The organism is Streptomyces sp. NPDC006743, assembly GCF_040703815.1.
In the GTDB taxonomy this organism is placed as follows: Bacteria; Actinomycetota; Actinomycetes; order Streptomycetales; family Streptomycetaceae; genus Streptomyces.
This window is the reverse complement of record NZ_JBEYJA010000051.1, coordinates 42,228-60,355: the sequence shown is the minus strand read 5'-3', so window position 1 is coordinate 60,355 and position 18,128 is coordinate 42,228. Positions and strand designations below refer to the sequence as shown.

The window sequence follows — 18,128 nt, the reverse complement described above, 5'->3', positions numbered from 1 at the left end:
ACGCCCGGTTACATTCCGAACCCGGAAGCTAAGCCTTACAGCGCCGATGGTACTGCAGGGGGGACCCTGTGGGAGAGTAGGACACCGCCGAACAAATTTTAGGGAGAACCCCGCACCTCACGGTGCGGGGTTTTCTGCTTTTCCGGACCTGTTTAGGCTCCTTGGTATGCGCTATGACCTCATCCTCTTTGACAACGACGGTGTGCTCGTCGACAGCGAGCCGATCTCGAACCGTCTCCTCGCCGCCTATCTGACCGAACTGGGCCACCCCACCTCGTACGAGGACTCCCTCCGGGACTACATGGGAGCGGCGATGCACAGGGTCCACGACTTCGTGCTGGAGCGCACGGGGCAGCGGCTGCCCGACGACTTCGACGACGTCTTCCACGCCCGGGTCTTCGCCGCGTTCCAGCGGGAGCTGAAGCCGGTGCCCGGTGTCGCGGACGTCCTGGAGAAGCTGACCGCGGACGGGACACCGTACTGTGTCGCCTCGTCGGGGAGCCACGAGCGGATCCGGGTGGGGCACCGCACGACGGGCCTCGACCGGTGGTTCGACGACGCGCGGATCTTCAGCTCGCAGGACGTGGGACGGGGCAAGCCGGCACCGGACCTCTTCCTCCACGCGGCCGAGCGGATGGGTGTCGCACCGCAGCGGTGCGTGGTGGTCGAGGACTCCCCGCTGGGCGTGCGGGCCGCCCTCGCGGCCGGGATGGACGTGTACGGGTTCACCGCGATGACGCCCGCCGACCGGCTCAGCGATGCCACTCAACTCTTCGGTGACATGGCGGACTTGCCTGACCTGCTGGTATGAGCCGGCGTATGACCGGGGCCACCGGCGCGGACTGACATTTGTCATGCGGACCTCTGGACGATCGTTTCTGTCGGCGGACCCTCCTCGGCGGCGAAGCTGAGGGCATGACGAAGAAGACGGGGAACCGCAGCCGGAACACCACCGAGAACCCGAGCGTGCTGGACAACTTCAAGCCGCTGATCCTGGACGTGGCGGTGCCGCTCGGCTCGTACTACGCCTTCAAGGAAGTCCTCGGGATGAGCACCTTCGCGGCGCTGGCCTGGAGCAGCGCGGCGCCGGCCCTGCGGACGGTGTGGAGTCTGGTCCGCGAACGCCGGGCCAACGCCCTGGCGGCTCTGATCCTCTTCGTGAACGTCGTCTCGCTGCTGCTGAGCTTCGTCTCCGGTGACCCGCGGCTCATGCTCGCCAAGGACAGCGGGGTGAGCAGCACCGTCGCCATCGGGATCCTGGTCTCCGTGGTGCTCGGCAAGCCGATGATGACCGCGGGGATGAAGCCCTTCCTGGTGAAGGGCGACGCCGCCAGGGAAGCCGCCTGGGGGCGGCTGATGTCCGGCACGGCCGCCGGGTCGGCGGCCTTCCGGGGCAAGGAGCGGGTCTTCTCCGCAGTCTGGGGCCTGGCGCTGCTGGCCGAGTGCGTGGCGCGGGTGGTCGGTGCGTACACCCTGCCCGTGGACACCATGGTCTGGCTCGGCTCCGTGATCATGGTCGGCACGATGGTCGTCGCGTTCGTGGTCAGCGGCGGGGCGGCCGCCGGTCCGATGGAGGGGATGCTGGCCGCCGAGGTCGAGGCCGGGAAGGCCGGGACCAGGGCCGGCCAGCCGGAGGCCGCCACCGCCACGACTCCGTCGGCCGCCGCCGCCCCGGTCGCCACCCCTGCGGTCGCCGCCCCCACCGCCGTCGCCGTCTGAACCCGCGCGAAGCTGAAGGAAATTCATCTTTGACCGGATCTACCCACAGGTAGCCTCGGGCCCTACGCTCGCCGCCATGACAGATGTGCTGCGGCGCGGTAGGGCCTCTTTGGCGTTCAGCTTCTTCGCTCAGGGCACTGCTTTCGCCCTCCTGGTGACGCGCATCCCGGCGGTCCAGGACCGGTACGGCCTCACCGACGCCCAGCTCCCCATCGTCCTCGCCGCCGTCCCCGTCCTCGCCGGGGTCGGCAGTGTGACGACCGAGCAACTGGTCGGACGGATACGCCCCAGCCGGCTGCTCCGCTGGTCCCAGCCGTTGGTGCTGCTGGCCCTGCTGGGCGCCGGTGCCGGGCACGGCATCGCGGCGATGGCCGTCGCACTCGCCGTGTTCGGGCTCGCCGTCGGTGTGCTCGACGCGTCGATGAACATGCTCGGGGTGAGCCTCCAGCGGACCTACGGCCGCAGCATCATGCTCAGCTTCCACGCCGCCTACAGCCTGGGTGGGATCGTCGGCGCCTCGCTGGCCTGGGCGGGGGCGCACTGGCACCTGGCGCTGTGGGTGTCGTACCTGCCGGTGGTGGCGGTGCTGCTGCCGGCGGCCTTCGTGGGGAGCCTGTGGTACGTCGACGGGAAGGCCGCCGCCGGCGGGACCGAGGGGGCCGGCGGCGGGGGTGGGGGCGGCACGCTCGTGTTCCGGCTGCTGCTGCCGCTCTGCCTGGTGATGACCTTCGCGTACATCGGCGACTCGACCGTGTCCAACTGGAGCGCCAAGTACCTCCAGGACACGCTGGGGAGTTCGGAGCAGCTGGCGACGGTGCCGTACAACGTCTACATGGTGACCACGCTGCTGGGGCGGGCCATCGGGGACCTGGGGGTACGGCGGTTCGGGGCGGTGGCCGTGGTGCGGCTGGGCGCGCTGGTGGCGGCGCTGGGGTTCGCGGTGGTGGCCGGGGCTCCCGGTGCCTGGGCGGGGATGCTCGGGTTCACGCTGCTGGGGCTCGGGCTGTGCGTGCTGGTGCCGCAGACCTTCGCGGCGGCCGGGCGGTTGTTCCCGGGGGCGTCGGACGCGGCGATCGCACGGCTGAACATCTTCAACTACGTGGGTTTCCTGGTCGGCTCGCCGCTGGTGGGCGCGCTCGGCGACGCGTGGAGCTATCGCGGGGCGATGCTGGTGCCGATGGTTCTGGTGCTGGTGACGCTGGTGTACGCCAGGTCGTTCGCGCCGCGGGGGGACCGATACGGTGGCGGGCATGAGCGGCCGCGCACAGCTGATGTGGGACGAGGCAGTAACGGGGTATGACTTCGGCCGGGACCATCCGATGGACCCGGTCCGCCTCGCCCTGACCCGGAAACTGGTCGGCGCCCTGGGCCTGGACCGCGAGGTGCGGCTGGTCGCGGCCAAGCCGGCCGGGGAGTCGACGCTGCGGCTCGTGCACCGGCTGGACTACATCGAGGCGGTGAAGTCGGCGTCGGCGGATCCGGGCGCCGCGGACGGCGCGTACGGCCTGGGCACACTGGACGATCCCGCCTTCGCCGGGATGCACGACGTCTCCGCGCTGATCGCCGGCCAGTCGGTGGGCGCGGCGGAGGCGGTGTGGCACGGGGAGGCGCTGCACGCGGTGAACTTCGCGGGCGGACTGCACCACGCGATGCCGGGCGCGGCGTCCGGTTTCTGCGTGTACAACGACGCGGCGCTGGCCATCGCGCGGCTCCTCGAACTCGGCGCCGAGCGGGTCGCGTACGTCGACGTCGACGTGCACCACGGCGACGGGGTGCAGGCGGCGTTCTGGGAGGACCCGCGGGTGCTGACGGTCTCGCTGCACGAGCACCCGCGGACGTTGTTCCCGCAGACCGGCTGGCCGCAGGAGACGGGCGCCGACTGCGCGCAGGGCTCGGCGGTGAACGTGGCGCTGCCCGCCGGCACCGGGGACGCGGGGTGGCTGCGGGCCTTCCACGCGATCGTCCCGGAGCTGATCGCGGACTTCCGGCCGCAGGTGCTGGTGACGCAGCACGGCGCCGACACCCACTTCGAGGATCCGCTGGCGCACCTGGCCGTGTCCCTGGACGCGCAGCGGGCCGTGCAGGTGGCCTGCCACGAACTGGCGCACGCGTACGCCGACGGGCGCTGGGTCGCGCTCGGCGGCGGCGGTTACGCGGTGGTGGAGGTCGTCCCCAGGTCGTGGACGCATCTGGTGGGCATCGCGGCGGGGCGGCCGGTGGAGCCGGAGACGGTGATCCCGGAGAGCTGGCGGCAGGAAGTGTACGCGCGGACGCGGCAGTTGGGGCCGATGCGGATGACGGACGGGCGGTGGCCGGTGACGTGGGCCGACTGGGAGGCGGGGTACGACCCGGCGGACCGGCTGGACCAGGCGATCCGTGCCACCCGAGGAGCGGTGTTCCCGCTGCGTGGCCTGCTCGCGTAGCGGGCGGTGAACCGCCGTCGGCGGGTGGCGACGAGCGGTCGGCAGCCGATGGCTGATGGCCGGCGGTCGGTGGCCGACGTGCGGCGGCCGGGGAGCGAGGGCCGCCCGGCGGGACGGCCGCCTCGTGTCGCTCGGGCCGGCGTTACGCCGACCGTGCGGTGTTCTCCCGGTTCCCGGGACGTGCCCGTCGCGGGTCCGGCACCATCGCTTCGTGTCGAGCACCGCTGCACTGCGCGCCCACCTGGTGCGCGCCGGACTGGCCGGGGTGGTGGCCACCACGCGGGAGGTGAGCCTGCGGAGCTACCGGCTGTTCGCGGCCGGCGACCCCCGGGCGTTGATCGGGATCGACCCCGAACGGTCCTGGGGGCAGCGGGAACTGATCGGGTTGATGGCCGAGAAGTGCGGTGTTTCGGCCGATCCGCTGCACACCTTCGGCCATGATGTGATTGACCCGGAGCTGACCCTGGCCGCCCTCGGGGCCTTCGCGGACCGGCTCGGCCTGGCCGCCCGGTGCCGTACGGCGGTGCTGCTCGGCACCGGGCACCCGCACCGGCTGCTCGGTTTCTACGCCGCGCTCGCGGACGCCCTGTCGGCGTCGGGATGTACTGTCCTCACCCCGGCGCAGGGTCGCTGTGTCGACATAACGACCCGGTTCGGTCTACGTACGCACCACCTCGACTACGTACGCCGCGTCGCCCTGGTACGGCCCGCCGGCCCCGAACGCCCCGGTTGTGAGCCCGGCGCACACACGCACTCGCCGCTCCCGGTTCGGGTGGCCCTCGACGCGGCCGCGGACGCCGGCGGACCGCTGCCCGAGCTGGTGATCGGGGACCACGGCTGGGTCTGCGGGGCAGGTCAGCTGGGGTTCGAGGCCATGGGTCTGGCCGACACCGACGACCCGGCGCCGTTCGTCGGACAGGCCGAGGGGCGCGTGTCCGTCGTCGTTCCACTTGATGACGGTGTGCGAGCCGACTACTACCGTCCGCTGGCCCGCTACGTGCTCAATCGAGCGCGTCTGTCGCCTTAGCCCGGCGATGCGTGCACCTCTTCCCCACTCGCATCACCCGCCCCTAGTCTGGGGAGTGAGCACGCAGCGACGAAGAGTCACCGGAAGGGGAAGCCGGTGGCCGTCGAGTGCGGAAGGTGCAGGTGTGTCATGGCTGCAGCTGACCAGAGGCCTCTGAACGAGGTTCAGTTCCTCACCGTGGCGGAGGTCGCCTCGGTGATGCGAGTGTCCAAGATGACCGTGTACCGGCTGGTGCACAGCGGTCATCTGCCCGCGATCCGGGTGGGGCGGTCCTTCCGCGTCCCCGAGCAAGCGGTTCACGAGTACCTTCGCGAGAGCTATGTGGGGGTGGAAACCGCCTGACGGCAACGGAGGGGGACCCGTACCGGGTACCACCGGGTCCCTCCCGGCCCACCGATTAACAAGTGCGCCGCTCCTGCGGGTAGGCTAGCCCCTCGTAGGTCGTGTGGGCCCATGGCGCCCAAACACCGAGTGATGAGAAGTGAGCGAGGGTAGTCGTGGGCTCTGTTATCAAGAAGCGGCGCAAGCGGATGGCCAAGAAGAAGCACCGCAAGCTGCTGAAGCGCACCCGCGTCCAGCGTCGCAACAAGAAGTAGTGACGCCGGTCGCCACTGTGTAGTGCGCGACATTGCGAGAGCGTGTCCGTGGCCCCCCACCCGTGCGGTGGGGGGCCACACGCGTCACATACCGCAGTCGGCGGTCATCACAGCGCGACACCGGCCAGGATAGGTTGGCCGCACACGGGGAACGCGGGACGCGACGTGAAGGAAGGCGCTGAGCTTGGGACAGATCGTGCTCGTGACCGGAGCGGCCCGCCGGCTGGCCGGCCGGTTCGTCCGGCGGATCCAGCGTGACCCGCAGGTGGACCGGGTGGTCGCCGTGGACGCGGTCCCGCCCGAGCACCATCTGGGCGGTGCCGACTTCATCCAGGCGGACATCCGCCAGCCCACCCTCGCGCGGGTGCTGGCCGAGACGGCCGCCGACACGGTCGTCCACATGGACGTGACCGGCACCGCGCTCGGCGGCGGCAGCCGGGCCACGGTCAAGGAGACCAACGTCATCGGCACCATGCAGTTGCTGGGCGCCTGTCAGAAGTCCCCGAACGTCCGGCGGCTGGTGGTGAAGTCCAGCACCAACGTCTACGGCTCCGCGCCCCGCGACCCGGCGGTGTTCACCGAGACCACCCCGGCCAAGTCCCTGCCCAGCGGCGGCTTCGCCAAGGACACCGTCGAGGTCGAGGGGTACGTGCGGGGCTTCGCGCGGCGCCGTCCCGACGTGGCCGTGTGCGTGCTCAGGTTCGCCAACATCCTCGGGCCGACCGTGGACACGCCGCTCGCCTCGTACTTCGCGCTGCCGGTGCTGCCGACGGTCCTCGGCTACGACCCGCGGCTGCAGTTCGTGCACGAGGACGACGTGATCGAGGTGCTGCGCATCGCCTCGCACGAAGCGCGCCGGGGCACGCTGAACAGCGGCACCTTCAACATCGCCGGGGACGGTGTGCTGCTGCTGTCGCAGTGCGCGCGTCGGCTGGGCCGCCCGACCGTGCCGCTGCTGCTGCCGGCGGTCACCTGGGCGGGCTCGCTGGTGCGTACGCTGGGGATGACGGACTTCTCGCCCGAGCAGATCCGGCTGCTCACCCACGGCCGGGTCGTGGCCACGGACGAGATGCGCCGGACGCTGGGATTCGCGCCCCGGTACACGACCGCCGAGACCTTCGCGGACTTCGCCCGCAGCCGCGGCCCCGGGCTGCTGCCGCCCGAGGCCCTCGCGGGGGCCGTCGACCGGGCCGCCGCGCTGTCCCGACGGGGCGGCGGCCACCCCCCGACGCCGAGCGCCAACTGAGGAGCGCAGCAACGATGGCGGACGCCAAGGTCATTCCGTTCGACGACGACCGTTCCCGAGGGAGCGGCGGAGCGCGGCCGTCGCGGCGGCGGAGCGCGGGCAGCCGGCTTTCCGGCGGCGACTCCGCGGTGGTCAGGGAGGTCCAGCCGCTGCCGACGGGCGCGGCGGCGCAGGACGAGGGTGGCGTGAGCGGTGAGCCCGGGCGGGAGCGGCCGCCGCAGCCGTCGCGTGGGGACGGGCAGGGCGACGGCGGCTTGGAGCGGCGGGTCGCCAGTGGTCTGGCGTTCCTGCGCCGGCGCCTCACCGGCGAGTACGAGGTCGACGACTTCGGCTACGACGCCGAGCTGACCGACCAGGTCCTGATGTCCCTGCTGCGGCCGGTGTACGAGAAGTACTTCCGGGTCGAGGTGAAGGGGATCGAGAACATCCCCAAGGAGGGCGGCGCGCTGCTCGTCGCCAACCACTCGGGCACGCTGCCGCTGGACGGGCTGATGATGCAGGTGGCGGTGCACGACCACCACCCGGCCGGCCGGCACCTGCGGCTCCTCGCCGCCGACCTGGTCTTCGTGCTGCCCGTGGTCAACGAGCTGGCCCGCAAGCTGGGCCACACCCTGGCGTGCGCGGAGGACGCCGAACGGCTGCTGGGCCAGGGGGAGCTGGTCGGGGTGATGCCGGAGGGCTTCAAGGGCATCGGGAAGCCCTTCAGCGAGCGCTACAAGCTCCAGCGCTTCGGACGCGGCGGTTTCGTCTCCACGGCGCTGCGCCAAGGAGTGCCGATCATTCCGTGCTCGATCGTCGGGGCGGAGGAGATCTACCCGATGCTCGGCAACGCCAAGACGCTGGCGCGGCTCCTCGGCTTCCCGTACTTCCCGCTGACGCCGACCTTCCCCTGGCTGGGGCCGCTGGGTGCGGTGCCCCTGCCGACGAAGTGGACGATCCAGTTCGGTGAGCCGATCCCGACGGACGGCTATCCGCCGGAGGCGGCCGAGGACCCGATGCTGATGTTCAACCTCACGGACCAGGTCCGCGAGCAGATCCAGCACACGCTGTACAAGCTCCTGGTGCAGCGGCGGTCGGTGTTCTTCTGAGAGGTGCCCGGGGCGCCCGCCCCCGGGGACGAGGGCGCCCCCGGTGAGAGGGCGCCCTGGCCGTCGTACGGCTGCCGGGCGGGTGCTATCTGGCGTCCTCGCCGTCGATGCCCAGGCCGGGCAGGAGACCCGGGAGGAGAGGCGGGATCGTGACGTCGGGGTCGCTGCTGGGCGACTTGCCGGCGGACGGGGAGGCGCTGCCGCTGGACTGCGGCGGGTCGAGCAGACCGCCGGTGGTGCCGCCGAGCAGACCGTCACCGCTCTCGCTGCCGCTGCCCGCCGACGCCGTGGGGCTGCCGCTGCCGGACCCGTGAGAACCCGAGGGACTGCCGCTGCCGGTGCTGGGCGGGGCCGAGCGGCCGGCGGAACCAGTGGGGCCGGACGGGGACGCCGGTGCTTTCCGGTGCCGTCCGCCGCCGTCGGCGGGGGCGGTGGGCTGGGGCAGCAGCGACTGGAGCGGGGCGACCTCCTGGTCTATGGCGTCGAACACCGACGAGACCTGCTCGCTGACGTCCCCGAGCTGCACGGGCAGCTTCTCGCGCAGCGCGCCCCAGGCGTCGCGGTGGGACTTGGAGAAGGCGGAGAGCGCCTGGATGGGACCCAGGGACTCCGGGTCGCGCTCGTACGCCTCGTGCAGCAGGCGGTGGCCCTCGGTCGCGTCGTGCTGCATCCCGGACAGGGTGCGGCGGATCTCACCCAGGGACTCGTGGTCCAGGTGGCCGCCGCGGCCCCGCTCCAGCAGCCGTCTGGCCTCGCTCAGCCGGGTCGAGGCGAGGTCCAGGTAGGCCTGCCCCTGGTCGTCGACCCCGTCGGTGAGGTAGTTGAGCTTGAAGTCCTCGATGCCGCGCTTGAGGCCGTACAGCGAATCACCGGGGAGGGCGTCGGAGCTGGCGGCGGCCACTCCGCCGAAGGCGCTCGCGGCCACCCCGACGCTGAGCCCGCCCGCGGCGAGGCCCTTGGTCAGCCGTGTGCGCGGCCGCAGTTTCCCCAGGCCGCTCGCCCGGTGCGCGCCCTTGCCCCGGTGGCCCCGCTGACCGGGCACCGACAGCTCACTCGCCTCGCCCGCCGCGGTGCCCTCCTGCAGCATGGCCTCCATGGCGGCCACCAGCTGGGCCCGCTGGACGGCCTTGACCTCGGGGTCCAGCTCCGGCCTGGGCAGCGCGCCGAGACCGGTGGCGAGGGCCGTCAAGCGGCCCTGCTCGGTCTGGTCCGCCGCCGGGGCCGGCTCCGGTCCCTCGGACTGCTCGGCCGCCGGGCCCCGGTCGGACAGCTCCTCCAGGGCCTGGGCGAAGGCGTTCGCCCGCCGGTGCGCCGATACGTTCGCGATCACTGGCGGCACCTCCTCTCGTCATGACGGTCGACTCCACGGGGGTCCTGCGGGGTTGCACGCCCACGACCGGACCACCCGATCGGGTGATCAGCGTGGGCCAAGGCATGACCACAGGGAGCCTGTATCCCGCACAACGAGCGCCCCGGCACTTCGGTTACGGACGTTCCGGGATCCGGTGGAGAAGTCAACACGCCGCGACAGAAGGTGAGTTGAATGTCGCCCAGGGTAGGGGGCTCAGCGGGCGTCGTCGGGGAGCAGCCGGGCCAGGGTGCGCACCGCCCGGTACTGGAGGGTCTTGATCGCGCCCTCGTTCTTGCCCATCACCCGGGCGGTCTCGGCGACCGAGAGGCCCTGGAGGAAGCGGAGCGTGACGCACTCCTGCTGCTGGGGGTTGAGCCGTCGTACGGCGTCCAGCAGGGCGGCGTTGGACAGCGACTCCAGGACGGAGTCCTCGGGGGAGCGCTCGACCTCGTTGGCGTCGAGCATCTCGCCGGTGGTGACCTCCAGCCGGAAGCGGCTGGACTTGAAGTGGTCGGCGACGAGGTTGCGGGCGATGGTGACCAGCCAGGCCCCGAAGTCGCGGCCCTGCCAGGTGAAGGTGCCGATGCGGCGCAGGGCCCGCAGAAAGGTCTCGCTGGTGAGGTCCTCGGCGGTCGCCTTGCCGCCCACGCGGTAGTAGATGTACCGGTACACGGTGTCGCTGTACTGGTCGTAGAGGCGGCCGAAGGCGTCGGCCTCGCCGGCCTGGGCGCGCTCGACGAGGTCCATCATCCGGGCGCTGTCGCTGTCCGCTGCGGGGCGCCGGACGGTGGCCGCCGGGGCGGAGCGCGCGCGTCTGCCGGCCGTCCGCCCGTCGCCGGAGCGCCGCCCCTCGACGACGGCGCTGCGCGCGGGCCCCTGCTCCATGCCGTCGGCCAGCGCGTAGCACGGGCCGACCGGCGCGGCGGTGGCGAAGGCGGGGCCGGGGTACGCGGTGGGGACGAGGGTGCGCAGCAGGTCGAGGACCGTTGCGCGGAGCGTAGCCAGGCCCGAGGCGTCAACCCCGACGTGTGGGTACACGGGACTCCCAGAGGCAGAGCTTGCATCACGTGCAGTGCGGAACCGTTCACCCGTCGTAGCGACGGAGGGGTGCCGGATTGCGTCTGAGGAGAATAACGCTTCGTACAGGCCCTGCTACACCGAGTTGCTCAAATCATCGATTACGTCGTTTCAGTAACCGATTGGCGACTGTTCGTGTGTCGCAGAGTGACCGTTTACTGATCGTTCTGGTTCGTGATCGGGGTGGGACGGGGGCGTGTTGTGGCGGTGTACCGCCAACGGCCATGGCCGGCGCGGTACATGGGCGCGTTCGGTCGTTTGACCGGAATCCGGCTGCGGGGAGCGACTGTGACCGGTGGTGTCGCTGTGTTTTCTGTGACCGGTGGTGTGCGGCCGCCCGGCTCCGGGGGTGGCGAGGTCGGGACGACGGCGGCTGGGTGCGGTGGCCGGGGCCGGTGGCCGGGCCCGAGGACCGGGTGCGGGCACCGCTTCGGGGCCGACGGCCGGGTGCGGGGGCCGCTTGGGGGGCCGGTCAGGGCCGGCGGGGCGCACGAGGGCCGCTTCGGGGCCGGTCCGGGTGCGCGCCGGAGGTCAGCGGCGGCGCCGGTGCAGGGCGATCGCCGCGGCGGTGCCGCCCGCGACCGCGCCGACGCCCGCCGCCGCCGGGATGCCGACCTTCGCCGCCTTGCGGCCGGTGCGGTAGTCGCGCAGGCGCCAGTCCTTCTCCCGGGCGTGTCGGCGGAGCTTGGCGTCGGGGTTGATGGCGTAGGGGTGGCCGACCAGCGACAGCATGGGGATGTCGTTGTGCGAGTCGCTGTAGGCGGCGCAGCGGGACAGGTCCAGGCCCTCCGCCGCCGCCAGGGCGCGGACCGCCTCGGCCTTCGCCGGGCCGTGCAGCGGTTCGCCGACCAGACGGCCGGTGTAGACGCCGGCGACCGACTCGGCCACCGTGCCGAGCGCGCCGGTCAGGCCCAGCCGGCGGGCGATGACCTGGGCGATCTCCACCGGGGCCGCGGTGACCAGCCACACTTTCTGGCCGGCGTCGAGGTGCGCCTGGGCCAGGGCCCGGGTGCCCGGCCAGATGCGCTCGGCCATGTACTCGTCGTAGATCTCCTCGCCGATGGACTGCAGCTCGCGGACGCGGTGGCCCTTGACGATGGACAGGGCCGAGTCGCGGGCCTCCTGCATGTGTTCGGGGTCCTCGACGCCGGCCAGCCGGAACCACGCCTGCTGCCAGGCGAACCGGGCGAGGTCGCGGGTCTCGAAGAACTTCCGTTTGTACAGGCCCCGGCCGAAGTGGAACAGCGCGGCACCCTGCATCACGGTGTTGTCCAGGTCGAAGAAGGCGGCGGCGCGGTCGTCGCCGTGCACGGGGAACTCCGGTTCCGCCGGGGCGGGCGCCGGGGCCTGCGCCTCCTGGGTGGACTTGCGCGCTGCCTCCGCCGAGGCCTCGCCTGCCAACACGCTCCGCGCGGTGGCGGAGCGCCTACGGGGGGTGAGCCATCCGAGAGCGGCCATGGCGTGAGCATAGCCAGTCTGTTCGGGGGTTCCTCAGCCGCGAGGTTCGTACGCCGTGAACTCTGCGCGACCGCGCCGTGAAGGGGGCTGCCGATGGGCCGCCCCGGGACGGCCCCCCGGAGGGCGGCGGGACGGCCGGGGGAGCGGAGGCGGGACCGCCGGGGGAGCGGAGGCGGGACCGCCGGGGAACCCGCGGTGGGGAGCCGCCGGTGGGCGCGCGGCCGGGCGGCCCCGGAGCCGGGGGAGGGCCGGACGGCCGGGCGGGGCGGTCCTGGCAGCGGGGGCGCCGCCGGGGCGACAATGTCCGGCATGAGTCCGCTCTTCCGCCGCAGGCCCCCCGCTCCCCAGGACCGGCTGGTGACCCTCGTCCGCAAGCCCGGCTGTCATCTGTGCGACGACGCGCAGGAGGTCGTCGAGAAGGTGTGCGCGGACCTCGGTGTCCGCTGGGAGCAGAAGGACATCACCGAGGACCCGCGGCTGCACGACCAGTACTGGGAGCAGATCCCCGTCGTGCTGATCGACGGGGAGCAGCACACCTTCTGGCGGGTGAACGAGGAGCGGCTGCGCCGCGCGCTGGCCGGCTGAGCCGCGTGCCGGTGGACCCGAGGGGCCGGCCGTGAACTGACCGGCGGGTACAAAGTGGCCGAAAGTCGCTTAGGATCGACGGCGACTTGGTCTCGGGGGCGGTGATCGTGAAGGAGCGTGTGCGGTTTTGCCCCCAACGAGTAAGGAACGCGGACGCGGGTGCGTCGGTTCCGCATGTTCACGCCGGGGGCGCGTGACCCCGGTCACGTTGGCCGGGCAAATCGGACACCATCTTTGTGCACGCGTTCACAAAGACATAGCCTGCTGTCGACGGGGCGGTCCGGGAACGTATGACCGCCCACAGCCCCGCTCTACCCGCAGGAGCACCGTGGCAACTGGCCGAACTCACCGACCGGCGACCCGTAGCCGAGGGATTCCCGAGGCCACCGTCGCCCGGCTTCCGCTGTACCTCCGAGCCCTGACCGCACTGTCGGAGCGCTCGGTCCCGACGGTTTCCTCCGAGGAACTGGCGGCGGCGGCGGGAGTCAACTCCGCCAAGCTGCGCAAGGACTTCTCCTACCTCGGCTCCTACGGGACCCGTGGTGTCGGCTACGACGTCGAGTATCTCGTCTACCAGATCTCCCGTGAACTGGGGCTCACCCAGGACTGGCCGGTTGTGATCGTCGGTATCGGAAACCTCGGCGCCGCGCTCGCCAACTACGGCGGGTTCGCCTCCCGCGGCTTCCGCGTCGCCGCGCTCATCGACGCCGACCCCGCGATGGCCGGGAAGCCGGTCGCCGGGATCCCGGTCCAGCACACCGACGAGCTGGAGACGATCATCCGCGACAACGGCGTCTCGATCGGCGTCATCGCGACGCCCGCGGGCGCCGCCCAGCAGGTCTGCGACCGGCTCGTCGCCGCGGGCGTCAGCTCCATCCTGAACTTCGCGCCGACCGTGCTGAACGTCCCCGAGGGCGTCGACGTGCGCAAGGTCGACCTCTCCATCGAACTGCAGATCCTGGCCTTCCACGAGCAGCGCAAGGCCGGCGAGGAGGCCGCCGCCGAGGGCGCGGTGCCCGCCGCCGCGGCCGCCCGGAAGCACTCCGCCGACCAGGGACCCGACGGGGACGTCCCCGCCGTGATGCCGGCATGAGCCTCCTCGTCGTCGGACTCAGTCACCGCAGCGCCCCCGTCAGCGTCCTGGAGCGCGCCTCCCTGAACGCGGACGACCGGGTCAAGCTGCTCCAGGACACCGTCGCCGCGGAGCCCGCCACCGAGGCCGCCGTCCTGGCCACCTGCAACCGCATCGAGCTGTACGCGGACGTGGACAAGTTCCACGCCGGTGTCGCCGAGCTGTCCACGCTGCTCGCCCAGCACAGCGGGGTCGGCCTGGAGGAACTCACTCCCCATCTTTATGTGCACTACGAGGACCGTGCCGTCCACCACCTGTTCTCGGTGGCCTGCGGCCTGGACTCGATGGTCGTCGGCGAGGGCCAGATCCTCGGCCAGATAAAGGACTCGCTCGCCCGCGCGCAGGAACTGCACACCGCGGGACGCCTGCTGAACGACCTGTTCCAGCAGGCGCTGAGGGTCGGCAAGCGGGCGCACTCCGAGACCGGCATCGACCGCGCCGGGCAGTCCCTGGTCACCTTCGGCCTGGAGCAGCTGTCCGCGGGCACGGCCGTCACCGACTGGGCGCACGGCAAGAAGGCCCTGGTCATCGGCGCCGGTTCGATGTCGTCGCTGGCCGCCGCCACGCTGGCGCGCGCCGGTGTCGGCGAGATCGTCATCGCCAACCGCACCCAAGAGCGCGCCGAGCGCCTCGCGCGGATCCTCACCGAGGGCGACGACACGCACGTGCCGGCCCGCGCGGTACCGATGGACGCGGTACCGGTCGAGCTGACACGTGCGGACATCGCCGTCTCCTGCACCGGCGCGACGGGACTCGTCCTGACGGCCGAGGCGGTCGCCGCCGCGGTCGAGGGCCGTCCGGCCGCGCCCGCCGCCCGGCCGGACGGCGGCCGCACGGCCCCGCAGTCCGCGGGGAGCCGTACGGCAGCCGCGGCGGAGCCGGGCCCGCGCGGGACGACGCCGCTGCCTGCCGCCGCCGAGGAGGGCTGCCCGCTCGACCTGGCCACCGTGGAGCAACTGGCCGGCGTGGAGCCGGGCTTCTCCCTGCTCGGCGAGTCCGCGGTCGCCGGTATCGACGCGGCCACCCTCGAACAGCACGGGGCCTGGGTCGACGGCGGCACCTCCCTGCTGGAGCGGGGCCGCGCACGGGACGCGCAGGCGGAGGCCGGCGCGGACGCCGAGCTGATCACCGCGCTCGCGGCGACCGCCGCCACCGTCGGCCGCGTCCCCGAACTGCGCAAGCCCGAGCCGGTCGCCGTGCTCCCGCGCCCCGAACCGGTCCTCTTCGTCCTCGACCTGGCCATGCCCCGCGACGTGGACGCGGCCGTGCACCGGCTGGCCGGGGCGCGCCTGGTGGACATCGAGTCGCTCGCCGAGGCCTCGGCCGACGCGCCGATGGCGGCCGACGTCGACCAGGTCCGCCGTATCGTCTCCGACGAGGTCGCGGCCTTCGGGGCGGCCCAGCGGGCGGCGCACATCACGCCGACCGTCGTCGCCCTGCGCACCATGGCCGCCGACGTCGTGGCCAGCGAGATCGCCCGCCTCGAAGGGCGGCTGCCCGGCCTCGACGACAAGCACCGCGCGGAGATCACCCAGACCGTGCGGCGCGTCGTGGACAAGCTGCTGCACGCCCCGACCGTGCGGGTCAAGCAGCTCGCGGCCGAACCCGGCGGCGCCGGGTACGCCGACGCGCTGCGCACCCTGTTCGACCTCGACCCGGAGACGGTGGCCTCCGTCTCCCGGGCCGACGAAGACTCCGAGAAGAACGGCAAGAACCGAGGGCCGGCATGAGTAACAAGGCACTGAGACTCGGGACCAGGCGCAGCAAGCTCGCCATGGCCCAGTCCGGGCAGGTGGCGGACGCCGTGAGCCGGGTGACCGGACGGCCCGTCGAGCTGGTCGAGATCACCACGTACGGCGACGTCTCCCGCGAGCAGCTGGCGCAGATCGGCGGCACGGGCGTGTTCGTCGCGGCGCTGCGCGAGGCGCTGCTGCGGGGCGAGGTGGACTTCGCGGTTCATTCGCTCAAGGACCTGCCCACCACGCAGCCCGAGGACCTGGTCCTGGCCGCGATACCCGAGCGGGAGGACCCGCGCGACGTGGTCGTCGCCCGGGACGCGCTGAAGGTCACCGACCTCGCCGCGTCGTCCCCGACGGGGGTGGCACGCATCGGCACCGGCGCCCCGCGCCGCATGGCCCAGCTGAACGCGTACGCCCGCGCCCACGGACTGGACATCGAGACGGTCCCGATCCGCGGCAACGTCGACACCCGCATCGGCTTCGTCCGCAGCGGTGAGCTGGACGCGGTGGTCCTGGCCGCGGCCGGACTGAACCGCATCGGCCGCAGCGACGAGGTGACCGACTTCCTGTCGGTCGACACGGTTCTGCCCGCCCCCGGCCAGGGGGCCCTGGCGATCGAGTGCAGGGCGGGGACCACCGCCCAGGACACTGAGCTGATCGCCGCGCTCGCCCGGCTCGACGACCCGCTCACGCGGGCCGCCGTGACGGCCGAGCGGTCACTGCTCGCCGCCCTGGAGGCCGGTTGCAGCGCCCCTGTGGGTGCTTTGGCCGACCTCCTGGCCGACGGGCAGACTGTCAAGGAAATGCGCCTGCGGGCCGTCGTCGGCACGACCGACGGCACCACGCTGGTGCAGCTGTCCACCACCGGTCCCGTGCCCCACACGCACGCCGATGCGATGGCGTTCGGTCGCGAACTCGCCACCGAGATGCTCGCCCAGGGCGCGGCCGGTCTGATGGGGGAGCGAGCACATTGAGCCCCACCACCCTTCCCGCCGGTCCTGAACACGGGCACGTCACCTTCCTCGGTGCCGGACCCGGAGATCCGGGACTGCTCACACTGCGCGCCGTGGAGGCGCTGGCGAACGCGGACGTCCTCGTCGCCGAGCACGAGGTGCTCGACGTCGTCCGCACGCACGCCCGGCAGGGCGTGACCGTCGTGGACACGGACTCCGGCTCCTCGCCGGACGCCGTTCCGGGCACGGGCGCACCTCAGCTCACAGTGGTTGACAGCACGTCAGCCACCGTCGGGCCCCCCGCGGTGCGGGATGCCGCACATCTTGTCATGGAGGCCGCGCGGGGCGGCAGGCGGGTCGTCCGTGCGGTGGCCGGTGACCCGGGACTCGACACGGACGCCGCCGCCGAGATGCTCGCGTGCGCCGACGCCGGGGTCCCCTTCGAGGTCGTCCCCGGCATCGCGAGCGCCGTCGGTGTGCCCGCGTACGCCGGTGTCCCGCTGCGCGACGCCGAGGGCACCGACGTGCGGTTCGTCGACGCCCGTACGGCGTCCGACCGCTGCTGGACGGAGGTCGGCGCCTCCGACGGCACGGTCGTCGTGTCGACGACCCTGGACTCGGTGGCCGCCACGGCCGGTGAACTCGTCACGGCCGGCCGCAAGCCGGACACCCCGATGACGGTGACCGTCGCCGGTACGACCACCCGCCAGCGGACCTGGACCGCCACCCTCGGCACGGTCGCGCAGACCCTCAAGCAGGCCAAGGTCCTGCCGTCCCCGGACGGCGGCCGTCCGGTGATAGCCGTGGTCGGTGAGCGCAGCGCCGCCGCGGCGCGGCGCGACCAGCTGTCGTGGTTCGAGTCCAAGCCGCTGTTCGGCTGGAAGGTCCTCGTGCCGCGCACCAAGGAGCAGGCCGTGTCGCTCTCCGACCGGCTGCGCTCCTACGGTGCCGTCCCGCACGAGGTCCCCACCATCGCCGTGGAGCCGCCGCGCACCCCGCAGCAGATGGAGCGCGCGGTCAAGGGCCTGGTCACCGGACGCTACGAGTGGATCGCCTTCACCTCCGTCAACGCGGTCAAGGCGGTCCGCGAGAAGTTCGAGGAGTACGGTCTCGACGCGCGTGCCTTCGCCGGCATCAAGGTCGCGGCGGTCGGCGAGCAGACCGCCAAGGCGCTGATCGCCTTCGGCGTGAAGCCCGACCTGGTCCCGAGCGGCGAGCAGTCGGCCGCGGGCCTGCTGGAGGACTGGCCGCCCTACGACCCGGTCTTCGACCCGATCGACCGGGTCTTCCTGCCGCGCGCCGACATCGCCACGGAGACGCTGGTCGCCGGGCTGATCGAGCTGGGCTGGGAGGTCGACGACGTCACGGCCTACCGCACGGTCCGCGCCTCGCCGCCGCCGGCGGAGACCCGTGAGGCGATCAAGGGCGGCGGTTTCGACGCGGTGCTCTTCACCTCGTCCTCCACGGTGCGCAACCTCGTGGGCATCGCGGGCAAGCCGCACAACGTGACGGTGATCGCCTGCATCGGCCCGGCGACGGCCAAGACGGCGGAGGAGCACGGCCTGCGGGTCGACGTGATGGCTCCCGAGCCGTCCGTCCTCAAGCTGGCCGAGGCCCTGGCCGACTTCGGCCTGCGCCGCAGGGCCGCCGCCCTGGAGGCCGGTGACCCGGTGACCCGGCCGAGCGAGCGGCGTCCGGGGGCGCGCAGGCGCCGGTCCTCGACGTAGCGGCGCC

The 18,128-nt window shown here is 72.6% G+C and carries 17 protein-coding genes and 1 rRNA gene; 15 read left to right on the top strand and 3 right to left on the bottom strand.

Annotated features, from left to right (window positions below; translation table 11 throughout):
* From rrf to ABZ719_RS30550, 10 genes are all read left to right on the top strand, one after another.
* Window positions 1-93, top strand: a 5S ribosomal RNA gene (rrf, locus tag ABZ719_RS30595); the annotation flags it as partial.
* A gap of 73 nt (window positions 94-166) precedes the next feature.
* Window positions 167-811, top strand: coding sequence for an HAD family hydrolase (locus tag ABZ719_RS30590; RefSeq protein ID WP_366728396.1), 645 nt, complete (start codon window positions 167-169; stop codon window positions 809-811).
* A 104-nt stretch (window positions 812-915) separates the two neighbouring features.
* Window positions 916-1,719: a VC0807 family protein gene (locus ABZ719_RS30585; protein WP_366728395.1), complete on the top strand. Its 804-nt coding sequence runs from the start codon at window positions 916-918 to the stop codon at window positions 1,717-1,719.
* Between the two features lie 76 nt (window positions 1,720-1,795).
* Window positions 1,796-3,019: an MFS transporter gene (locus ABZ719_RS30580; RefSeq protein ID WP_366728394.1), complete on the top strand. Its 1,224-nt coding sequence runs from the start codon at window positions 1,796-1,798 to the stop codon at window positions 3,017-3,019.
* Window positions 2,970-4,142 (top strand): acetoin utilization protein AcuC, encoded by a 1,173-nt coding sequence (locus ABZ719_RS30575; protein ID WP_366728393.1) that lies wholly within the window; start codon window positions 2,970-2,972, stop codon window positions 4,140-4,142. Before ABZ719_RS30580 ends, ABZ719_RS30575 begins: the two co-directional genes overlap by 50 nt.
* Before the next feature lie 211 nt (window positions 4,143-4,353).
* Window positions 4,354-5,169 (top strand): phosphatase, encoded by an 816-nt coding sequence (locus tag ABZ719_RS30570; RefSeq protein ID WP_366728391.1) that lies wholly within the window; start codon window positions 4,354-4,356, stop codon window positions 5,167-5,169.
* Window positions 5,170-5,298: 129 nt separating this feature from the next.
* Entirely contained in the window at window positions 5,299-5,511 is a 213-nt protein-coding gene (locus ABZ719_RS30565; RefSeq protein ID WP_158771693.1) for a helix-turn-helix domain-containing protein, read from the top strand.
* A 155-nt stretch (window positions 5,512-5,666) separates the two neighbouring features.
* Entirely contained in the window at window positions 5,667-5,765 is a 99-nt protein-coding gene (locus tag ABZ719_RS30560; protein ID WP_003948845.1) for an AURKAIP1/COX24 domain-containing protein, read from the top strand.
* A 184-nt stretch (window positions 5,766-5,949) separates the two neighbouring features.
* Entirely contained in the window at window positions 5,950-7,011 is a 1,062-nt protein-coding gene (locus tag ABZ719_RS30555) for an NAD-dependent epimerase/dehydratase family protein (protein WP_366728390.1), read from the top strand.
* Window positions 7,012-7,025: 14 nt separating this feature from the next.
* Window positions 7,026-8,099 carry a lysophospholipid acyltransferase family protein gene (locus ABZ719_RS30550; RefSeq protein WP_366728389.1) on the top strand — a complete coding sequence of 358 codons (1,074 nt, stop codon included), beginning with the start codon at window positions 7,026-7,028 and terminating at the stop codon, window positions 8,097-8,099.
* 85 nt (window positions 8,100-8,184) lie between these two features.
* Here ABZ719_RS30550 and ABZ719_RS30545 read toward each other — a convergent pair whose 3' ends face one another.
* The 3 genes from ABZ719_RS30545 to ABZ719_RS30535 form a co-directional block, all read right to left on the bottom strand.
* Window positions 8,185-9,429: a DUF5667 domain-containing protein gene (locus ABZ719_RS30545; protein ID WP_366728388.1), complete on the bottom strand. Its 1,245-nt coding sequence runs from the start codon at window positions 9,427-9,429 to the stop codon at window positions 8,185-8,187.
* A gap of 234 nt (window positions 9,430-9,663) precedes the next feature.
* Complete coding sequence (locus ABZ719_RS30540) at window positions 9,664-10,488, bottom strand: ECF subfamily RNA polymerase sigma factor, BldN family (protein ID WP_366728387.1); 825 nt, start codon at window positions 10,486-10,488, stop codon at window positions 9,664-9,666.
* Between the two features lie 570 nt (window positions 10,489-11,058).
* Complete coding sequence (locus tag ABZ719_RS30535; protein ID WP_366728386.1) at window positions 11,059-11,985, bottom strand: HAD-IB family hydrolase; 927 nt, start codon at window positions 11,983-11,985, stop codon at window positions 11,059-11,061.
* Window positions 11,986-12,285: 300 nt separating this feature from the next.
* On the opposite strand from ABZ719_RS30535, the gene ABZ719_RS30530 reads away from it, so the two are divergent.
* The 5 genes from ABZ719_RS30530 (at window position 12,286) to ABZ719_RS30510 (ending at window position 18,121) form a co-directional block, all read left to right on the top strand.
* The gene (locus ABZ719_RS30530) at window positions 12,286-12,570 is read left to right on the top strand and encodes a glutaredoxin family protein (protein WP_366728385.1); all 285 of its coding nucleotides are present in this window, start codon (window positions 12,286-12,288) and stop codon (window positions 12,568-12,570) included.
* 328 nt (window positions 12,571-12,898) lie between these two features.
* Entirely contained in the window at window positions 12,899-13,663 is a 765-nt protein-coding gene (locus ABZ719_RS30525) for a redox-sensing transcriptional repressor Rex (protein ID WP_366728384.1), read from the top strand.
* Entirely contained in the window at window positions 13,660-15,432 is a 1,773-nt protein-coding gene (locus ABZ719_RS30520) for a glutamyl-tRNA reductase (RefSeq protein ID WP_366728383.1), read from the top strand. Before ABZ719_RS30525 ends, ABZ719_RS30520 begins: the two co-directional genes overlap by 4 nt.
* A complete protein-coding gene (gene hemC, locus ABZ719_RS30515) occupies window positions 15,429-16,415 on the top strand; it encodes a hydroxymethylbilane synthase (protein WP_366728382.1) in 987 nt (328 codons plus the stop codon). The genes ABZ719_RS30520 and hemC overlap by 4 nt, the downstream gene beginning before the upstream one ends.
* Window positions 16,412-18,121, top strand: coding sequence for a bifunctional uroporphyrinogen-III C-methyltransferase/uroporphyrinogen-III synthase (locus ABZ719_RS30510; RefSeq protein ID WP_366728381.1), 1,710 nt, complete (start codon window positions 16,412-16,414; stop codon window positions 18,119-18,121). Before hemC ends, ABZ719_RS30510 begins: the two co-directional genes overlap by 4 nt.
* The last annotated feature ends 7 nt before the right edge of the window (window positions 18,122-18,128 follow it).